The sequence below is a fragment of the Massilia sp. METH4 genome (assembly GCF_037094685.1).
Classification (GTDB): Bacteria; Pseudomonadota; Gammaproteobacteria; order Burkholderiales; family Burkholderiaceae_D; genus Rugamonas.
Genome location: NZ_CP146614.1, coordinates 693,877 through 712,717, shown reverse-complemented (window position 1 = coordinate 712,717; position 18,841 = coordinate 693,877). Strand labels below are relative to the sequence as shown.

15 protein-coding genes are annotated in these 18,841 nt (G+C 64.6%); 8 read left to right on the top strand and 7 right to left on the bottom strand.

The window, feature by feature from the left end; genetic code table 11:
• On the top strand, positions 1–1,350 hold the full coding sequence (locus tag V6Z91_RS03135) for a TolC family outer membrane protein (RefSeq protein WP_338766566.1): 1,350 nt from the start codon (positions 1–3) through the stop codon (positions 1,348–1,350).
• A 400-nt stretch (positions 1,351–1,750) separates the two neighbouring features.
• Positions 1,751–2,281 carry a hypothetical protein gene (locus V6Z91_RS03130; protein ID WP_338766564.1) on the top strand — a complete coding sequence of 177 codons (531 nt, stop codon included), beginning with the start codon at positions 1,751–1,753 and terminating at the stop codon, positions 2,279–2,281.
• Positions 2,282–2,800: 519 nt separating this feature from the next.
• Here the strand turns inward: V6Z91_RS03130 and V6Z91_RS03125 are convergent.
• Positions 2,801–3,712 carry a sulfurtransferase gene (locus tag V6Z91_RS03125; protein WP_338766561.1) on the bottom strand — a complete coding sequence of 304 codons (912 nt, stop codon included), beginning with the start codon at positions 3,710–3,712 and terminating at the stop codon, positions 2,801–2,803.
• Between the two features lie 85 nt (positions 3,713–3,797).
• A complete protein-coding gene (locus V6Z91_RS03120) occupies positions 3,798–4,370 on the bottom strand; it encodes a PEP-CTERM sorting domain-containing protein (protein ID WP_338766559.1) in 573 nt (190 codons plus the stop codon).
• A 276-nt stretch (positions 4,371–4,646) separates the two neighbouring features.
• Between V6Z91_RS03120 and gmd the strand changes: the two genes are divergently transcribed.
• Both gmd and dnaE read left to right on the top strand, forming a co-directional pair.
• The gene (gene gmd / locus V6Z91_RS03115) at positions 4,647–5,702 is read left to right on the top strand and encodes a GDP-mannose 4,6-dehydratase (RefSeq protein WP_338766557.1); all 1,056 of its coding nucleotides are present in this window, start codon (positions 4,647–4,649) and stop codon (positions 5,700–5,702) included.
• Positions 5,703–5,749: 47 nt separating this feature from the next.
• Positions 5,750–9,298 (top strand): DNA polymerase III subunit alpha, encoded by a 3,549-nt coding sequence (dnaE, locus tag V6Z91_RS03110; RefSeq protein WP_338766555.1) that lies wholly within the window; start codon positions 5,750–5,752, stop codon positions 9,296–9,298.
• 134 nt (positions 9,299–9,432) lie between these two features.
• On the opposite strand, the gene V6Z91_RS03105 is transcribed toward dnaE, so the two are convergent.
• The 3 genes from V6Z91_RS03105 to V6Z91_RS03095 form a co-directional block, all read right to left on the bottom strand.
• Positions 9,433–10,491, bottom strand: a complete 1,059-nt coding sequence (locus V6Z91_RS03105; RefSeq protein WP_338766553.1) for a glycosyltransferase family 4 protein — start codon at positions 10,489–10,491, stop codon at positions 9,433–9,435.
• Positions 10,492–10,653: 162 nt separating this feature from the next.
• Entirely contained in the window at positions 10,654–10,884 is a 231-nt protein-coding gene (locus V6Z91_RS03100) for a DUF6139 family protein (RefSeq protein ID WP_338766552.1), read from the bottom strand.
• Positions 10,885–10,975: 91 nt separating this feature from the next.
• On the bottom strand, positions 10,976–11,884 hold the full coding sequence (locus tag V6Z91_RS03095) for a glycosyltransferase family 2 protein (RefSeq protein ID WP_338766549.1): 909 nt from the start codon (positions 11,882–11,884) through the stop codon (positions 10,976–10,978).
• 28 nt (positions 11,885–11,912) lie between these two features.
• Here V6Z91_RS03095 and V6Z91_RS03090 point away from each other — a divergent pair, with 28 nt between their 5' ends.
• The 4 genes from V6Z91_RS03090 (at position 11,913) to V6Z91_RS03075 (ending at position 16,644) form a co-directional block, all read left to right on the top strand.
• Complete coding sequence (locus tag V6Z91_RS03090; RefSeq protein ID WP_338766546.1) at positions 11,913–13,187, top strand: O-antigen ligase family protein; 1,275 nt, start codon at positions 11,913–11,915, stop codon at positions 13,185–13,187.
• Entirely contained in the window at positions 13,180–14,250 is a 1,071-nt protein-coding gene (waaF, locus tag V6Z91_RS03085) for a lipopolysaccharide heptosyltransferase II (RefSeq protein ID WP_338766543.1), read from the top strand. Before V6Z91_RS03090 ends, waaF begins: the two co-directional genes overlap by 8 nt.
• 18 nt (positions 14,251–14,268) lie before the next feature.
• Positions 14,269–15,798, top strand: a complete 1,530-nt coding sequence (locus tag V6Z91_RS03080) for a sensor domain-containing diguanylate cyclase (protein ID WP_338766540.1) — start codon at positions 14,269–14,271, stop codon at positions 15,796–15,798.
• 312 nt (positions 15,799–16,110) lie between these two features.
• On the top strand, positions 16,111–16,644 hold the full coding sequence (locus V6Z91_RS03075) for an FxDxF family PEP-CTERM protein (RefSeq protein ID WP_338766537.1): 534 nt from the start codon (positions 16,111–16,113) through the stop codon (positions 16,642–16,644).
• A gap of 81 nt (positions 16,645–16,725) precedes the next feature.
• Here V6Z91_RS03075 and rng read toward each other — a convergent pair whose 3' ends face one another.
• Both rng and V6Z91_RS03065 read right to left on the bottom strand, forming a co-directional pair.
• Positions 16,726–18,189 (bottom strand): ribonuclease G, encoded by a 1,464-nt coding sequence (rng, locus tag V6Z91_RS03070; protein ID WP_338766534.1) that lies wholly within the window; start codon positions 18,187–18,189, stop codon positions 16,726–16,728.
• On the bottom strand, positions 18,186–18,806 hold the full coding sequence (locus tag V6Z91_RS03065) for a Maf family protein (RefSeq protein WP_338766531.1): 621 nt from the start codon (positions 18,804–18,806) through the stop codon (positions 18,186–18,188). The genes rng and V6Z91_RS03065 overlap by 4 nt, the downstream gene beginning before the upstream one ends.
• Between the last annotated feature and the right edge of the window lie 35 nt (positions 18,807–18,841).

The window sequence follows — 18,841 nt, the reverse complement described above, 5'->3', positions numbered from 1 at the left end:
GTGCAGACGATCCGACGACTGTTCGATCGCCGCGTGCTGGCGGCCAGCGTGATCGCGGCAGGCTTCGCCGCCGGCCAGGATGCGGGGGCGCTGACGCTGATGCAGGCCTACCAGGCGGCATTGCAGAGCGACCCCCAATATCGCACCGCGCTGGCCGAGAATGCCCAGGGCGTGGAATATCGCAATCTCGGCCGCGCCGGCTTGCTGCCGCAGGTCTCGGCCAGCTACAGCCGCAGCAAGAACTGGGCGGACCTGATCCAGCACCAGCGCGGCGTGGAACTCCCCAGCGAGCCGCGCTACATCTCGGGCACCGTCGCCCTCCAGCTTCGCCAGCCCCTGTTCAATATGGATGCCTGGGCGCGCTGGAAGCAGGGCCAGGCCCAGAGCAATGCGTCGGCGGCCACCTTCAGCGTGCGCGCCCAGGAGCTGGTGCTGCGCGTGGTACAGGCTTACACCGATGCGCTGTTCGCCACCGAGCAGTTGCGCCTCGCCACGGCGCAGCGCGATGCGCTCGCCGAGCAGCGCAAGGTCAACGACCGGCTGTTCGAAAAAGGCGAGGGCACCCGCACCGACATGCTGGAAACCCAGGCCCGCCTCGACGCGGCCGAGGCGGCCGTGCTGGAAGCGGAAGACAACCTGGCCACGGCGCGCGCCACGCTGGCCGGCATCGTCGGGCAGGAGCCCGGCGAGCTCGACATGCTGGCGCCGAACTTTCGCATCGTGCCGCTGGGCGAAGGAGGATTCGACACCTGGAAGAGCGTGGCGCTGGCCAACAACCCGGCGCTGCTGACGCGCACCTTCAACGTCGAGGTCGCGCACCAGGAAGTGAACAAGGCGAAGGCCGGCCACGCGCCGCGCCTGGACGTGGTGGCCACGCTCAACAAGGCGAATGCCGAGACGCTGAACACGTACACGCAGGAATCGACGTCGCGCGTGCTGGGAGTGCAGTTGACGGTGCCGCTGTACCAGGGCGGTTACGTAAACGCCAGCACGCGCCAGGCGGTGGCTGGGGAAGAGCGCGCCAAGTCCGAGCTCGACGCCGAGCGCGACCGCATCCTCGTCGAATTACGCAAGCAGTACAGTGCCGTCGTCAGCGGCGTCACGCGCATTCGGGCGCTGGAGAAAGCGGTCGAGTCGGGCAAGCTGCTGATGACGGCGACCGAGCAGAGCATCAAGGGCGGCGTGCGCATCAATCTCGACTTGCTCAATGCCCGTCAACAGCTGTTTGCCAGCGAACGCGACCTGGCCCAGGCCCGCTACAACTACCTGCTGGCGCTCTTGCGGCTGCGCGCCGCCGCCGGCATGCTGGGGCCGGACGACGTGCGCGAGATCGCGCTGTATTTCCGCTGAGGCGAGGTTCGCGGACCCGCACGGCTTCGGGACCGAAGTTCAATATCGTCATCGGTTCAGGCGCAGCAGCGCAACGTCGGTCTCGTCGTTGCGGACGCACATCCGCGCCGCCACGCGCCGCTTGCGCGGCCCAACGCACCCCGCCAGGACCAGGATATTCGGGCCGCACTGGCATAGTTGTAGGCCCTTGCGAACAGCTTCTGCCAATTCTATCACCCGAACAATCACAGTAAAGGACTGGGGGTTTCGGAAAGGACAGACAGTGACAATCCGGAGGTGTACGTGCAATTGAAGAAATCCGATTGACTCATTACCTGGATTGGCGCGACGGAGTCAGATTCCCTGCCGAGGCTGGTTGAAATTTCGAAATTTCAGTGTGGGTTCATGAGGTGATGAAACGATGAAAAATAGGATATTTCTTTGTATTTCAGTACTGCTCTCTATGCCAGGGGGAGTCACAGCCGATTCATTGCCGGATCCGAAAGAATGTAAAACCTTAGGAAAAAACCTATTGCTCAAACTGTCGGCAAAAAGCGATGCTGAGGGTTCAAAGTCGCCCATTCATTTAACGGTGACGATCAAGAATATTGGAGAGGATAACGTCTCCTTGGTTCCCTATATGGGTCTGGAGCATTACTGGCTAAGATTTGAAGTGCGCGATGCATCAGGGGAGAAGATGACATGGATCGGTCCCGACATTAACCTGCGGTCCACAAGCAAACGTGTGGTGCTATACCCGGGCTATTTTTGGGGCGTGACTATCCGTAACATTGAAGATCACTATAACATTTCTCGGCCTGGACAGTATTCTATCCGCGCAATCTATGGCATAACATGGGATGGGTCATGCCCAATGGGGAAACACCTTTCTAACGTAGTTACGGTCGAAAGAAGGGCTAACGGAAAACCGTTAACGCTTGTCAAAGAGTAGAAACCACCTTTTGCACTCCATGCGGCTTCCGTTGACGAAACCCTCGATGAAGGGGTATGCCCGGCCGCTTCGCGGAAGGTGAACGCCTCCACGAACTAAGAGCGCCTAACAAAACCCGCAGGGCAAGGCGCGGCGTCGAAGACAGTACACCTGTACGGCGAGACGCTGCAACGCAGCCATGGGGGTTTTGTTAGGCGCTCTAAGCGCTGCGTGATGCAAGACGGGGATGCGTTCGGCGCAGGTGACTATGGCGTCCGCATCGAGCCCCCAAACTACGGCGATCTGCCCACCCTCGTAGTGCTCAACAATGCCTTCGCAGCCCAAGCAGTGTTCCCTGGAGATTCTGCCCTGCAGGGCAGAATCGTTACGCAGGCGCGGAGCATGCTCCGCGAAACCCCTGCTCCACCGGCTGCCCTCGCCGGGCTTGACTCCAGGGTTACCCCTTCGGGTGTAGAGATGCTCCCATCCACAAGCAGATGAGGCTTCACTGAATGAAGCTTGGATTGAACGACGCTACCGTCAGGCCGTCGTCTTGTCGTGGCAATGCGGGCACGAAACCCCATACACATATTCCGGCGCCAGTTGCTGGCGCGGGGTGACGACGGCGCGGCAGGCGAAGCATTGCACCGTTTCGGTCGGCTCCAGCTTCGGGTTGAGGGCCGTGCGGTAGTCGAACACGAAGCAATCGCCCGTGTAGTGCGCGCCGCCCACTTCCTCGAAGTATTTCAAGATGCCGCCCTCGAGCTGGTACACATTGTCGTAGCCGATGTTCTGCATGTGGATCGCCGCCTTTTCGCAGCGGATGCCGCCGGTGCAGAACGTCACCACGGTCTTGCCTTCGAAATCGGCCTTGTGCTCTTCGATCACCTGCGGGAATTCGGTGAACTTCTTGATGCGGTAGTCGACCGTGTTGTCGAACGTGCCCACGTCCACTTCGAAGTCGTTGCGCGTGTCCACCATCACCACCGGCTTGCCGTCGTCGTCATGCCCCTGGTCCAGCCAGCGCTTCAGGGTCTTCGCTTCCACGAACGGGGCGCGGCCCAGTTCGGGCTTGATCAGCGGCATGCGCATCGTGATGATCTCGGCCTTGATCTTGACCAGCATGCGCTTGTGCGACTGCTCGGCCGACAGGCTTTCCTTCACTTCCAGGTCGGCCAGGCGCGCGTCGGCGCGCACCCAGGCAAGGAACTCGTCGATGTTTTCCCGGGTGCCGGAGAGGAACATATTGATGCCCTCGGGTGTCAGCAGGATCGTGCCCTTCAGGCCGAGGCGCTGCGTGATGTCCTGGTACTGCGGACGCAGGACGTCGAGATTGTCCAGCGTGATGAACTTGTAGGCGGCGATGTTGACGAAGGGGCCGGTGGCCTGCGCCGCCGGATGTGCCGGAACGGCGCCGGCCGGGGCGGGGGCGCCGGGAGTGCTAGCTTGCATAACGGATCAGAAAGGAAGTGCGGAACAGCCGACATTATAAGCGTATCGGCTGGCATTTCCCCCGTGCCGCCGCTGCTCTTCCGATCTATGCAACAGCGGCCGCGCCGCGGCGCCGCAGGCGCGGCGCGAGCATCGCGGCCAGGCCGATGCCGGCCAGCAGCAGCGAGGATGGTTCCGGCACGGCCTGGCGCTCTTCCTGCAACGACCAGTGCGCGTAAGTCACGCCGGCCCCCTTGGCGGCATTGCCGACCACGATATACGGAATGATCGGGTCGACATAGCGCGTGGAGGTGTTCGTGAAGCCCACGCCGTGGACGCCCAGGAAGCTGAAGTCGTAGGCCGTCACGACCAGGCAGCTGAGCGGGTTCGAGCAGCCGTTCGTCCGGCCCGGCGATGTGTCATACACCCCCTGGAACACGAGCCTGTCGAGGGCATCGGCGGCGGCATAGCTGTCGTCGAAATTGAAAAATCCCAGGTTGCCGGTGGTCGGGCGCGCATCCGAGAACGACACGTCATAAGTATGCCCGTCGAATTCCACGCCCTGCGCACCCATCAGGATGCCGTTCGTGACGACGAGGATCGGTCCCGCGTGGGCCGCGGTTTGCATGCCCAGCAGCAAGCCGCCGGCAAGGAGGATATTCTTGAAGATGTTTCGCACGAGAGGCTCCTGGTCATGGGGTGTCGGAGCTCGTGTAAGCAAGCATGATGCCAGCAAGATAATCTTGAGGAAAATCAATGATATGGTTGAGTCGGCGCAAACAGGCTCCGCGAAACTGTAAGATTTTCCGACAGTTAAGTTCAGTTGTGAACAGTGCATGGTCGTTACGTGTCGAAAGCGCCATTTCCGGCTTCGCGATCGCGGCAGTTCGAATGGCCGCCACGCTGATATCTCCGCTATAATTTCCGGTTTTCCTATCACATTGTCTGCTTGCCCATGAATAACACGAAACGCGTCCTGGTCACGGGCATTTCCGGTCAGGACGGTGCTTACCTGGCACAGCTGCTGCTCGAAAAAGGTTACGAGGTCACGGGCACGTTCCGCCGCACCAGCTCGGTCAACTTCTGGCGCATCGAAGAACTGGGCATCCAGAACCACTCGAACCTGAAGCTGGTCGAGCACGACCTGACCGACCTGTCGTCGTCGATCCGCCTGCTGCAGAACGGCCAGTTCCACGAGATCTACAACCTGGCGGCGCAAAGCTTCGTGGGCGTGTCGTTCGAGCAACCGGTCACCACGGCCGAGATCACCGGCATCGGCGCCGTCAACCTGCTCGAGGCGATCCGCATCGTCGACCCGAAGATCCGCTTCTACCAGGCATCGACCTCGGAAATGTTCGGCAAGGTGCAGGCGATCCCGCAGAAGGAAGACACGCCGTTCTACCCGCGCAGCCCGTATGGCGTGGCCAAGCTGTATGCGCACTGGATGACGGTGAACTACCGCGAGTCGTACGGCATCTTCGGTTCCTCGGGCATCCTGTTCAACCACGAGTCGCCGCTGCGCGGCCGCGAGTTCGTCACGCGCAAGATCACCGACTCGGTGGCCAAGATCAAGCTGGGCAAGCTCGAGGTGCTGGAACTGGGCAACCTGGACGCCAAGCGCGACTGGGGCTTCGCCAAGGAATACGTGGAAGGCATGTGGCGCATCCTGCAGGCCGACCGGCCGGACACCTATGTGCTGGCCACCAACCGCACCGAGACCGTGCGCGATTTCGTGACGATGGCCTTCAAGGCGGCCGGCATCGCGATTCGCTGGCATGGCAGCGGCGAGAATGAAACGGGCCACGAAGTGGGGAACGACGGGCAGGCCGGCAAGGTGCTGGTACGCATCAGCCCGAAATACTACCGCCCGGCCGAGGTGGACCTGTTGATCGGCGACCCGGCCAAGGCGAAGAAGGAACTGGGCTGGGAACCGAAGACCACGCTGGAAGAGCTGTGCCAGATGATGGTCGAGGCCGACCTGCGCCGCAATACCGCCGGCTTCTCGTTCTGATCCCCCTGTAGAATAGCGCGTTCCGCCGTCCCCATTTCGTGAGCTTCATGAGTACCACCACCCTCGAACAGCCTGTCATCCAGCCCGACGAACCCGCAGCGCCGCCGGGCCCGGATTTCGTCCACCTGCGGGTGCACTCGGAGTATTCGATCGTCGACGGCCTGGTGCGCATCGACGACCTGGTGAAGGCCGCGGCGAAGGACCGGCAGGGCGCGCTCGCCGTCACCGACCTGTCGAACCTGTTCGGCATGGTCAAGTTCTACAAGGCCGCCCGCGGCAAGGGCGTCAAGCCCGTGATCGGCTGCGACGTGTGGATCACCAACGATGACAACCGCGACAAGCCATCGCGCCTGCTGCTGCTGGCAAAGAACCGCGTGGGCTACCTGCAGCTGTGCGAACTGCTGTCGCAGGCATGGCTGACGAACCAGTACAAGGGCCGCGCCGAGCTGCGCACCGAATGGTTGCAGGCGCTGAAGGACCAGTCGTATGACGTGCTGCCCGGCGAGAGCGGCGCCAACGGGCTGATCGCCTTGTCGGGCGCGCAGTTCGGCGATATCGGTTGCGCGATCGACAACGGCAACCTGGAGCTCGCCGAGCAGCATGCGCGCAAGTGGTCGGCCATCTTCCCCGGCCATTTCTACATCGAGATCCAGCGCGCCGGCCAGCCCAACCAGGAAGCCCAGGTGCGCCAGTCGGTGGCCCTGGCGGCCAGGCTGCGCCTGCCCGTGGTGGCCACCCACCCGGTGCAGTTCATGTCCGAGTCCGAGTTCATCGCGCACGAAGCCCGCATCTGTATCGCCGAAGGCGAAATGATCGCCAACGCCAGGCGCGTGAAGCGCTTCAACGAGCAGATGCGCTTCATGACGCAGGAAGAGATGGCGATCCTGTTCGAGGACCTGCCGGCCGCGTTGCAGAATTCCGTGGAAATCGCCAGGCGCTGCAACGTCACGCTCACGCTGGGCAAGCCGCAGCTTCCGAATTTCCCCACGCCGGGCATGACGATCGACGAATTCCTCGTCGCCGAAACGAAGAAGGGCCTGGAGGAGCGGCTGCTGCAGCTGTTCCCGAACCCGGAGGAACGCGAGAAGCAGCGCCCCCGCTACGAAGAGCGGCTCGAGTTCGAGAACAACACCATCATCAAGATGAAGTTCCCGGGCTACTTCCTGATCGTGGCGGAGTTCATCCAGTGGGGCAAGAACAACGGCGTGCCGATCGGCCCGGGCCGGGGTTCCGGCGCCGGCTCGCTGGTGGCCTATGCGCTGAAGATCACCGACCTCGACCCGCTGAAATACAACCTGCTGTTCGAGCGCTTCCTGAATCCGGAACGGGTTTCGATGCCCGACTTCGACATCGACTTTTGCCAGGAAAAGCGCGAACTGGTGATCCAGCACGTGAAGGACCTGTACGGCCGCGAGGCCGTGTCGCAGATCGCAACGTTCGGCACGATGGCGGCCAAGGGCGCGATCCGCGACGTGGGCCGCGTGCTGGACTTCGGCTATAACTTCTGCGACGGCATCTCCAAGCTGATCCCGTTCAAGCCCGGCAAGCCGGTGACGATCGCCGAGGCGATCGAGGAAGAACCGCTGCTCAAGGAGCGCCTCGAGAACGAGGAGGAAGTGCGCCAGCTGCTGGACCTGGCCCAGCAGGTCGAGGGCATCACCCGCGGCATCGGCATGCACGCCGGCGGCGTGCTGATCGCCCCGGGCAAGCTGACCGACTTCTGCCCGCTGTACACGCAGTCCGGCGACTCGGGCGTGGTGTCGCAGTACGACAAGGACGACGTGGAAGCCGTGGGCCTGGTGAAGTTCGACTTCCTGGGCCTGACGACGCTGACGATCCTCGACCGCGCGGTGAACTACATCCGCGAGCTGGACCCGGCCGACAAGGACTTCGACCTGGCCAACGTGCCGCTGGACGACCGCGCCTCGTATGACCTGCTGACCAAGGCGAAGACCGTCGCCGTGTTCCAGCTGGAATCGCGCGGCATGCAGGGCATGCTCAAGGATGCGCGCCCCGACCGCTTCGAGGACATCATCGCGCTGGTGGCGCTGTATCGCCCGGGCCCGATGGACCTGATTCCCGACTTCTGCAAGCGCAAGCACGGCGAAAAGTTCGAGTATCCGGACCCGCGCACGGAGGGCATCCTGTCCGAGACCTATGGCATCATGGTCTACCAGGAGCAGGTGATGCAGATGGCGCAGATCATCGGCGGCTACTCGCTGGGCGGGGCCGACATGCTGCGCCGCGCGATGGGCAAGAAGAAGGCCGAAGAGATGGCCGAGCACCGCGAGATCTTCCGCAAGGGTGCCGGCGAACGCGGCCTGACGGTGGAAAAGGCCGACGAGATCTTCGACCTGATGGAGAAGTTCGCGGGCTACGGCTTCAACAAGTCGCACGCCGCCGCCTACGCGCTGCTGTCGTACCACACCGCCTACCTGAAGCAGCACCACACGGCCGCGTTCATGGCGGCCAACATGTCGCTGACCATGGACGACACCGAGAAGGTGAAGATCCTGGTCGAGGATGCGATCGAGGTCTGCGGCCTGACCATCCTGCCGCCGGACATCAACCTGTCGGCCTACCGCTTCCGGCCGGACGGCCAGCCGCGCTCCGTGACCGGCAAGAAAGTCACCGCGATCCGCTACGGCCTGGGCGGCGTGAAGGGCGCCGGCCAGAACGCGATCGAGGCGATCATCGCCGCGCGGGAAGCGGACGGCCCGTTCACCAGCCTGTTCGACTTCTGCAAGCGGGTCGACAAGAAGCAGATCAACCGCCGCACCATCGAGGCGCTGATCCGCGCCGGCGCCTTCGACTCGTTTGGCGTCGATCGTTCCGTGCTGTTCGCCTCGGTGGGCTTCGCCATGGAATGCGCCGAGCAGGAGCTGCGCGCCGCCAACCAGGTGAGCCTGTTCGGCGGCGACGACAGCGATCTCGTGGCGCCGCCCGAATACGTGCAGGCCACGCCGTGGACCGACCGCCAGAAGCTGGCCGAGGAAAAGATCGCGCTGGGCTACTACCTGTCCGGCCACATGTTCGACTCGTACGCGGCCGAGGCGCGGCGCTTCGCCCGCACCAAGCTCTCCGAGCTGGAGCCCTCGCGCGACGCGCGCATGATGTGCGGCGTCATCACCGGCATCCGCACGCAGATGACGCAGCGCGGCAAGATCCTGATCGTCTCGCTGGACGACAAGAGTGCCGTCGTGGAGGTGACCGTGTACAACGAGATCTTCGAGGCGAACAAGAAGGCGTTCAAGGAAGACGAATTCCTGTGCGTGACGGGCAAGGTGTCGGAAGACCGCTTCACCGGCGGCCTGCGTATCTCGGCCGAGAAGGTGTACGACATCGTGTCGGCCCGCCTGCAGTTCGGCCGCCAGATGGGCTGGCTGCTGCCGTCAAGCGTGCCGCCCGCCAAGCTGCGCGAAGTGCTCGCGCCGCACCGCGACGACTACGGCCTGCCGGTCCAGATGCGCATCCGGCCGCAAGGCATCGACTGCACCTTGCAGCTGGGGGATGACTGGCGGGTGGCGCCTTCGGACGAGCTCAAGCTGGCGCTGGAGCTGGCGCTGGGGGCGAAAGAGGTGGCGGTGGAGTACTGACCGGGTTTCAGGACAACCGGTGTCGCACACTTTTTTCTGGATAATGCCCAGAAAAAAATGTTCGACACCGAGTGCCCTGGCGCTGCGGACGCTGGAAGCATCGGTGTCTGACACTATTTCCCCAGGAAATAGTGTCAGACACCGGTTTTCCCATGAGGCAGCTCCCTCGGCGCCCTTACCGCGGCCACCAGGTTGCGCACGAACGCCTTCATGTCGAACCGGTCATCGAACGCATGCAAGGCCCGGCCGGCCATCTGCTCCATGTACGGCGCATCCTCCAGCAGCCGCACGATCGCCGCGCGCATCGCCGTCGCGTCGCCCTGCGGCACCAGCAGCGCCTCGTTGCCGTCGCTGACGTAGTCCTCCACCGTCAGCGTGCGCGTGATCACGGTGGCCTTGTTGAAGGCCATCGCCTGCAGCAGTACCATCTGGCCGGCGGAGATGTCGGCCACGCCGAGCGGCACCACCACGAAACGCGCGTTCTTCAGCTGCTCGACATAGTCGCCGTCGTAGCAGTTGCGCAGCACCGTCACGTTGGGCGGGATCGTGAGCCCGGCCAGCGGCTTGTCGTTGTCGCACACCACGTGCAGCCGGATCGGCAAGCCGGCTACGGCCTCGAACAACGTGCCGTAGTCGCGGCCGGAGCGGCCGGCCGTCAGGATGTAGGGCGAGTTCGATGCTTCGGGCAATTCCTCGCGGCCGTAGATGTGCGTGCCGTGCGGCATGTAGAACACTTCGGTGCGGCCGTTCGCGAACAGTTCCCTGTAGCGCTCGCGTTCCTTCTTCGAATGGCAGATCACCTTGGCGACGAACGACATCACGAAGCGGAAGTACATCAGCCGCAGCCGGTTCAGCAGCGGGTGCTGGCGCGGCGTGAGGATAAAGCCCAGCAGCACGATCTGCGTGCGGCGCGAGAACAGGGCGCGCAAGGGCGCGAAGATCAGTACCTCGATATCCGAACCCAGGACCACGGCCTCGGGATGGGTGCGGCTCGTGACTAGCGAGCGGATGCCGGCGCGCAGCGCGAACCAGGCCAGTTTCGGCCAGCCGACGAACAGCAGTTTCAGGCGGGAGTGGTAGCGGAAGCGTACGTCGTCGGCGAACAGCCGATAATCGACGCCCAGTTCCTTCAGGCCGAGGGCGAACGGCGAACGGGTGCCGTCCTTCGTATAGGTGGGGAAGAAATGGATCACGGCAGGCCCTGTCGCGGTATGTAAGGGGAGTTACCAATTTATTAATTGTAACCCCTTGTAACCCTCTTGCGAACGCCGCCGCCAGCGACATCGGGCCTGCTGTTGCGCCAGCACAGCGCAACGGCATCCGGCAGGCGCCGGATGCCACGGATGCTACATATCCTACATATCCTTCAGGCCGGTGATCGCGTAGCCCTTGGTGCCGATCTGCTCGGGCAGGTGTTCGATGTGGAACTCGGGCAGGGTGTCGGCATCATCGTCGACTTCCAGCGCCTTGGCCTCCGGTTCCCAGTCGGTATTGATTGCCTCCTGCGGGATCGGTTTTCCTTCCGGCACGGCCAGATAGGAATAAATGCCATCGTGTTCGGGTCGTCGGTAAATATCCAGGCGCATCGCGGTTCCTCCTTGGTGGTTTGCTCAGTCGCCAGCTTGGCAGTACCCGCATGCAATATCAGTTCGGTACCGCACATGCCGCCGTTGCCGGTCAGATTGTACTCCGCACCTGCCCATCGCCCGTTTCGGAAGGCAGAGCGGCGGAAGGCGGGGCGGCAACCGGCGCCGCGCCGGCCGTCCTGGCCATTTCGCGCAAGCCCGTTTTTGCCTGCGTAGTGCCGTCCGCGGCGCGCTGCAGCACCACCTTGCGGTTGGACGTCGCATGGTCGCGCAAGTTCTCGTGGTGCCACAGGTGGTAGACCTCCGTGGCGAAGGCCCCATCCTTGCGCAGCACGCCGGCGTTGTACAGGCGTACCACCAGGTCGGAATCCTCGTGGCCCCAACCTGTAAAGCTTTCGTCGAAGCCGTTTACCCGATCCAGGTCGCTGCGCCACACGGCCAGGTTGCAGCTCTTGATGCGACGCCACGTGAATTTGCGCCGCTCGCGGCCGACGTCCGGCAGCACCAGCACAGTTTGCAGGAACTTGTTGAAATGACCACCCAGGCGCAGCCGCAGCCGCTCGAGGGCGCCCAGCTTGTGCAGGTTGATGCGCGCATCGAGCAGCCTGCGCGTATACTGCTCCGACATCAGCACGCGGCTGCCGGAAACGATGAAGCCGGGACGTGCCAGCTTGCGGTGCTGCGATACGAAGTGCGGCGGGGGGATGCAGTCGCCGTCCAGGAACACGATATAGTCGCCGCTGGCCGCGAGCGTGCCCAGGTTGCGTACCCGCGCGGCGCGAAAGCCTTCGTCCGACTGCCAGACGTGCCGCAATGGCACGGGCGAGCGGCGGCGCAGCGCTTCCACGCATTCCCGCGTGTTGTTCGACGAGCCGTCATCAGCGATAATGATTTCAAAATGCGGGTCATCCTGTGCAAAGCAGGCTTCGATCACGGCCGTCAGCGCGTCCGGGCGGTTGTAGGTTGTAACAATGACAGAAATTTTCGACGCTGGTTGCATGTAGTCGGCGCGCCCCACAAGAACATTGATGAATAAAACTATTGCCAGGGGCGCCGATGCAAGCGCCGATTCCGCCGTTTCCGCCGTTACCACTATTATCATCCACTGCCTGGTCTTCCTCCTGCCCTTTCTGACCCTGATCGCCAATGCCGGTGTGGGCCTGTGCAGTTTCGGCTTCCTGCTGGCGGCGATCTGGTCCCACCGGCGTGGGCTGCCGGCGTTCCGGCGACATCTTAACGATATCCGTGGCGTTTTGACAGCTTTTGGCGCTGCGTGTGTGTTTGCCGGCCTGTCAGCGCTGTTGTATGACGATATCCACCTGCGGCAGTTCGAAAAACCCGTGCGCATGCTGCTTGCCGTTTCGGCATGCATTGCCGTGCTCGTCTACCGGCCCAGCCGCAAGGCCTTGTGGTGGGGATTGATCGGCGGCGCCGTCGTCGGGGCCTGCGTGGCGGGCTACCAGCGCTGGGGCCTGGGCATCGAGCGGCCCGGCGGGTCCATCAATGCCATCACGTTCGGCGACATCGTGCTGGTCATGGGGCTGATGTGCCTGGCCGCGGTGCTCGATTTCCGCGGGCGGCAACGCATCTGGCCTGCGCTCGGCGTCATCGCCGGCCTCATCGGTATGGTGGCCACGGGCACGCGCGGCGGCTGGGTGGCGATCGTGCTTGCGGCCCTGCTGTTCCTGAAATATGGTCATTTCTTGCGCGGCAAGTTCGCGAAAGCCAGCGCCTCGCTGGTGGCGCTGCTGATGGCCGGCGCCTTTTTCGTGCCGCAGACCGGCATGAGCGAGCGCATGGAGCAGGGCGTAAACGACGTGCAGACCTATTTCAACGGTGGCAGCGCATTCACCAATGTCGGCGTGCGGCTGGAACTGTGGAAGGGCGCCGTGATGCTGGCCGAGCGCCATCCATGGACGCCGAGCGGCCAGGAACGGATCAAGGCCGAGCTCGCCCAACTGGTCGACGCCGGCGTCTTGCAGCCCTTCGTGCTCGAAGCCGAGCATTTCCACAACGATGCGCTGCAGGCCCTCGTGTACGGCGGCGTGGTGGGCCTGCTGTGCTGGTTCGCCACGCTGCTGCTGCCGTTCCTGTTCTTCCTGCGCATGCTGCGCTCGCACGAATCGGCTCCGGCGGGGCTCGTGGCGGCGGCGCTGGCGGGCTTGCTGCTTGTGCTGAGTTACTTCAGCTTCGGGCTGACCGAGGTGATTTTCTATTCCGTGCGCAGCACGATGTTCTATGTGTTGATGCTGTTCGTGCTGATGGGGCTGTGCCTCGCCGCGAAGGAGGGCAGTCATGGCTGACGCCGCCAACGTTTCCCCTGGCGTTCCCAGGATCCTGGTCATTTCCCCGAACTGGATCGGCGATGCCGTGATGGCGCAGCCGCTGCTGCAGCGGCTGCGGGCCATGCACCCCGACCGGCCGATCGACGTGCTGGCACCGCCGGCCGTGGCGCCCGTGTGGCGCCAGATGCGCGAAGTGACCGAGGTGTTGCAGACGCCGTTTCGCCACGGCCCGTTGCAGCTGCGCGAGCGCTGGCGCTATGCCCGGCTGTTGAAACGGCGCGGCTATGCCGAAGCCTATGTGCTGCCGAATACGCTCAAATATGCGCTGATCCCCTGGCTGGCCGGCATCCGCCGCCGCGTCGGCTACAAGGGCGAAAGCCGTTATGGCCTGATCAATGTGATGCACCACGACGACGTGACGCCGCGCCCGATGGTGCCGTTCTACGCGGCGCTGGCCAACGCGCCCGGAGCCCCGCTGGTGCCCGCGCCCCGCCCCGCCTTGCAAGTGACGCCGGACCAGGTGGCCGCCGCCTGCGCGAAGGCCGGCCTGGCGGCCGAGCGGCCGCTGATCGTGTTCGCCCCTGGCGCCGAGTTCGGCTCGGCCAAGCGCTGGCCCCCCGGCCATTTCGCCGCGCTGGCGCAGGTCATTGTCGCGAGCCGCCCCGGCGTGCAGGTTGCGCTGTTGGGTTCGCCGAAGGACCGTGCCGTGTGCGACGAGATCCTCGCCGCCCTCGCGGGCACGCCGGCCGCCCCGGCCGTGCTGAACATCGCCGGCCAGACCAGCCTGGCCGAGGCGGTGGCACTGATCGGCCACGCCCAGGCCGTGGTCAGCAACGATTCCGGCCTGCTGCACGTGGCCTCGAGCCTGGACCGTCCCGTGGTCGCCATCTACGGCCCCACCGACCCGGACCACGCGCCGCCGTTCTCGACCGTGGCGGCGGCGCTGTCGCTGCGCCTGGACTGCTCGCCGTGCCGGCAGCGCGAATGCCCGCTGGGGCACCACGATTGCATGCGCAAGCTCGATGCCGGCACCGTCTGGCAGACCCTGCACCCGATGCTCCCCGCCGCCGTTCCGGCCTGATCCGGTGTCGGGGTGGCGATGAAGCGGCTGCCGATCACCTTCTGGACCACGCTGTTCGTCACGCTGGTGTGCGTGGCGCTGGTGGCGCTGGATTTCCAGCGCAGCTGGCTGGCGCGCAAGGCGCTGCTGGACCAGACCACGCGCAACGCCACCAACCTCGCCAGCGCCATGGCCGGCCATGCCGACGATACGCTGCGCGCCGCCGACACCAGCCTGGCCGACCTGGAAGAGCGCATCGAGGTCGACGGCACCGGCACGCCCCAGTTGCGGCGGCTGCACGGGTTAATGGCCACCCACGTACGCGCGCTGCCCCAGCTGAATGGCCTGTTCTTCTACGACGCGGCAGGGCGCTGGATCGTCAACTCCTTCGGCGCGGCGCCGCCCGGCGCCAATAACGCCGACCGCGAATACTTCATCTGGCACCGCGAGCACCGGCAAGCAGGCCCGCGCATCGGCAAGCCCTTCGCCAGCCGCACCACGGGCAAGTGGGTCATCCCACTGTCGCGCCGCGTCGACAAGCCCGACGGCAGCTTCGCCGGCGTGGTACTGGCCACGGTCGACATCGAGTACTTTCGCCAGTTCTATGCCGGTTTCGACATCGGCGGCAAGGGTGCGGTGGCGCTACTGACGAACGAGGGCACGATGCTGGTGCGGCGGCCCTACCGGCAAGACAGGATCGGCAGCAGCATCGCCCACACGCCGCTGTTCCGCGCCTATAGCCGCGTGGCCACGACCGGCACCGGAATGTTCCGCTCCACGCAGGATGGCGAGCTGCGCCTGAACAGCTACCGCCCGCTGCGCACCTATCCGCTGTTCGTGACGGCTGCGCTGTCGACCGAGGAGGTACTGGCGCACTGGTGGCGCGACACGCTGATGCGGACCGCGGGCGTGCTGATGCTGGCCGGCATGCTGGCCCTGTTCGGCTGGCGGCTGGTGCGGCAGATGCATCGGCGCCTGCAGGCGGAGCAGGAATTGCGCGAAGCGCGCGACGCGCTGGCCAGCCTGAACGCCACGCTGGAAAAACTGGCGCTGCAGGATGGCTTGACGGGCCTGGCGAACCGCCGCCAGTTCGACGTCTCGCTCGGCAACGAGTTCAGCCGCGCAACGCGGCACGGCGCGTCGCTGGGGCTGGCAATGATCGACGTCGACCACTTCAAGGCCTACAACGACCACTACGGCCACAGCGCCGGCGACGATTGCCTGCGCGCGGTGGCCCGCGCGATCCGCGAGCACACGCCGAAGCGGGCCGGCGACCTGGCCGCCCGTTACGGCGGCGAGGAACTGGCGGTGCTGCTGCCGAATACCGACGTGGCAGGCACGGAGGCGGTGGCTGAACGGATGCGTGCGGCGGTGGCCGCCCTGCGCCTGCCCCATGCGGGCAGCGCGCTGGGCATCGTCACCATCAGCGCGGGCGTGGCGGCGCAGGTACCGCGCCGCGGTATCGACGAAGCGGGCGCGCTTGTCGAACGGGCCGACCGGGCCCTGTATCGCGCCAAGGCGGCGGGACGCGACCGGGTGATGCGCCCGGTGGACTTGCCACCAGGATAAGGCGGTAACAGGGCTGTAAGCGCCTGCCACAGCGCGCGTACGGCCGGCGTAGGCCGTCGCCAAACGGCGACGTTGCTCGTACTGCGCGTCGTGCTGTAGGCGTATTCCTACGAGCGCTTACACGGCTCCCCGTTTTGCTCCACATGAGCTTGATTATTAAAGTCTTTTCGCCGCGGTGCGGCGTTGTCGCCGTGTTAATTGCAAGTATCGTAAGAATGCAAGAATCGCATCAGCAAACTTTCCCGGTGCGTGCTCCTTTGTTAACTTGTCCGTGCTTTTGGCGAGCCCATCCATTTCAATCAAGGAGCAAGAATGACGAACATGAAGAACATCGCGGCCTCTCTGGCCCTGGCATGCGCTGCAATGACCGCGCAAGCCGCGGACATCAGCCTGCCGGACGGCAGCATCGATGTCATCGATGGCGCAGGCGCGTTCAGCCGCCTGATTACCGGCAACCATTCGGGCGATACCTTCACCGACACGTACGCGTTCGACGTGACCGGTGTTTCTTCCTTGACGGCTAACCTGTACTCGAACGCTGGCAATGCCAACGTGGGCCTGGACATCACCGGGTTCTCGCTGTATTCGGGCGACGGCACGCTGGTGAGCGCCGGCACGCAAGTTTCCACCGGCAAGTTCGACCAGTGGAGCCTGGACCTGTCCAACGTGGCGGGCGGTACCGGCTACTACGTGGCCGTGACGGGCAGCGTGGTATCGCGCGCCGCCGGCAGCTACTCGGGCGACCTGGCGATTTCGCCGGTACCGGAACCGGCCACCTACGGCATGCTGCTGGGCGGCATGGCGCTGGTGGGCGTGGTGGCACGCCGCCGCGCGCAGCAGAAATAAGCAGGCAGCAGTAAGAGACAGCAATAAGAGACAGCCCGCGCGCCATTCCCCCCACTTGGCCGCCGAGAGCGGCGCGCGGGGCTACATCAGGATCACGTCGTACTGTTCCTGGTGATACGAATTCTCGACCTGCAGCGAGATCTTCTTGCCGATGAAGTCGCCCAGCATTGCCAGGTGCTGCGATTCTTCTTCGAGGAACAGGTCCACCACTTCCTGCGAGGCGAGGATGCGGAATTCGCGCGGGTTGAACTGCTTCGCTTCGCGCAGCAGTTCGCGCAGGATTTCATAGCAGATCGTGCGCGAAGTTTTGACTTGCCCTTTGCCGCCGCAGGCGGGGCAGGGCTCGCACAGGATGTGCGCCAGCGATTCGCGGGTGCGCTTTCTCGTCATCTCCACCAGGCCCAGCGCCGAGAAGCCGGAGACCGATACCTTGGTGCGGTCCCTGGCCAGTGCCTTTTTCAATTCGGCCAGCACGGCGTTGCGGTGCTCGGCGTTTTCCATGTCGATGAAATCGAGGATGATGATGCCGCCCAGGTTGCGCAGGCGCAGCTGGCGCGCGATCGCGTGCGCCGCCTCCAGGTTCGTCTTGAAGATCGTGTCGGCGAAATTGCGCCCGCCCACGAAGCCGCCCGTGTTGACGTCGATCGTCGTCATCGCCTCGGTCTGGTCGACGATCAGGTAGCCGCCCGACTTCAGGTCCACGCGGCGGCCCAGCGCGCGCTGGATTTCCTCTTCCACGCCATACAGGTCGAACAGGGGCCGCTCGCCCGTGTAGTGGTGCAGCCGGGGCAGCACGCTGGGCGTGTAGGTCTTGCCGAATTCCGTGAGGTTCAGGAAGTTCTCGCGCGAGTCCACCTGGATGGTGGCCGTTTCGTCGTGCACGAAGTCGCGCAGCACGCGCTGCGCCAGCGACAGGTCCTGGTGCAGCAGGGAGGTGGGCGGCCGCGTGCGCGCGCCGTGCGTGATCGCGCCCCAGGTCTTGCGCAGGTAGTCGATGTCGGCCGCCAGGTCGGCGTCGCTGGCATCCTCGGCCTGCGTGCGCACGATGTAGCCGCCTTTCTCTTCCTTCGGCAAGAGGCTCTGCATGCGCGCGCGCAGCGCCTCCCGCTCGCTTTCCTTCTCGATCTTCTGCGAGATGCCGATGTGGGAATCCTGCGGCAGGTAGACCAGCATGCGGCCGGCGATCGAGATCTGCGTCGACAGGCGGGCGCCCTTGGTGCCGATCGGGTCCTTGATCACCTGCACGGTCAGCACCTGGCCGTCGAACAGCAGCTTTTCGATCGGCGTGGGCGCCGCATTGCTGCCGTCGTGCGGGCGCGCTTCCCAGATGTCGGCCACGTGCAGGAAGGCGGCGCGCTCCAGGCCGATGTCGATGAAGGCCGATTGCATGCCAGGCAGCACACGCACCACCTTGCCGGAATAGACGTTGCCGGCCAGGCCGCGCGTGAGCGTGCGCTCGATGTGCAGTTCCTGCACGGCGCCCTGCAGCACCAGGGCCACGCGCGTTTCCTGCGGTGTGATGTTGATGAGGATGTCCTCGTTCATGGCAGCCTCAGGCCGGCGCGGCGCAGCAGGTCAGCCGTCTCGAACAGCGGCAGGCCCATGATGCCCGAATGGCTGCCTTCGATATGCTCGATGAACATGGCCGCCAGCCCCTGGATGCCGTAGCCGCCGGCCTTGTCATAGGGCTCCGTGGTGGCGCAGTAGGCGGCGATGTCGGCGGGCCGCAGCTGGGCGAAGCGCACCTGCGAGACTTGCGTGAAGCTGTCGGCGAACTCGTGAGTTCGCACCGCCACCGTGGTCAGCACCTGGTGGGTGCGGCCGGAAAGCTTGTTCAGCATCGCTTCGGCCTCGGCCTTGCCGGCCGGCTTGCCGAGAATGGCGCCGTCGATCGCCACCGTGGTGTCGGCCGTCAGCACCGGACGCGGCCTCAGGTGGCGGCGGCGCGACAGGTCGAACGCGAAGTCGGCCTTCTCGTTCGCCACGCGGCGCACGTAGACCTCGGCCGGTTCGTCCGGCAGCACTTCTTCCGTTACGTCGGCGCCGCGCGGTCCGTCGCTGCGCAGCAGCAGCAGTTCGAAATCGACGCCGATCTGGCGCAGCAGTTCGCGGCGCCGCGGGCTTTTCGAGGCCAGGTAGATTTTTCGTTCGACCGGTTTCATCTTGTTGTTGTGTTGTTCAAGCGCCCCGGCCACCA

Excerpts from the sequence above, each read along its gene's own strand:
- V6Z91_RS03100 (WP_338766552.1), bottom strand. The coding sequence starts at position 10,884 with ATGCGCCTGGATATTTACCGACGACCCGAACACGATGGCATTTATTCC.
- dnaE (WP_338766555.1), top strand. The coding sequence starts at position 5,750 with ATGAGTACCACCACCCTCGAACAGCCTGTCATCCAGCCCGACGAACCC.
- V6Z91_RS03090 (WP_338766546.1), top strand. The coding sequence starts at position 11,913 with ATGAATAAAACTATTGCCAGGGGCGCCGATGCAAGCGCCGATTCCGCC.
- V6Z91_RS03095 (WP_338766549.1), bottom strand. The coding sequence starts at position 11,884 with ATGCAACCAGCGTCGAAAATTTCTGTCATTGTTACAACCTACAACCGC.
- gmd (WP_338766557.1), top strand. The coding sequence starts at position 4,647 with ATGAATAACACGAAACGCGTCCTGGTCACGGGCATTTCCGGTCAGGAC.
- V6Z91_RS03080 (WP_338766540.1), top strand. The coding sequence starts at position 14,269 with ATGAAGCGGCTGCCGATCACCTTCTGGACCACGCTGTTCGTCACGCTG.
- V6Z91_RS03065 (WP_338766531.1), bottom strand. The coding sequence starts at position 18,806 with ATGAAACCGGTCGAACGAAAAATCTACCTGGCCTCGAAAAGCCCGCGG.
- V6Z91_RS03075 (WP_338766537.1), top strand. The coding sequence starts at position 16,111 with ATGACGAACATGAAGAACATCGCGGCCTCTCTGGCCCTGGCATGCGCT.
- V6Z91_RS03130 (WP_338766564.1), top strand. The coding sequence starts at position 1,751 with ATGAAAAATAGGATATTTCTTTGTATTTCAGTACTGCTCTCTATGCCA.
- waaF (WP_338766543.1), top strand. The coding sequence starts at position 13,180 with ATGGCTGACGCCGCCAACGTTTCCCCTGGCGTTCCCAGGATCCTGGTC.
- V6Z91_RS03125 (WP_338766561.1), bottom strand. The coding sequence starts at position 3,712 with ATGCAAGCTAGCACTCCCGGCGCCCCCGCCCCGGCCGGCGCCGTTCCG.
- rng (WP_338766534.1), bottom strand. The coding sequence starts at position 18,189 with ATGAACGAGGACATCCTCATCAACATCACACCGCAGGAAACGCGCGTG.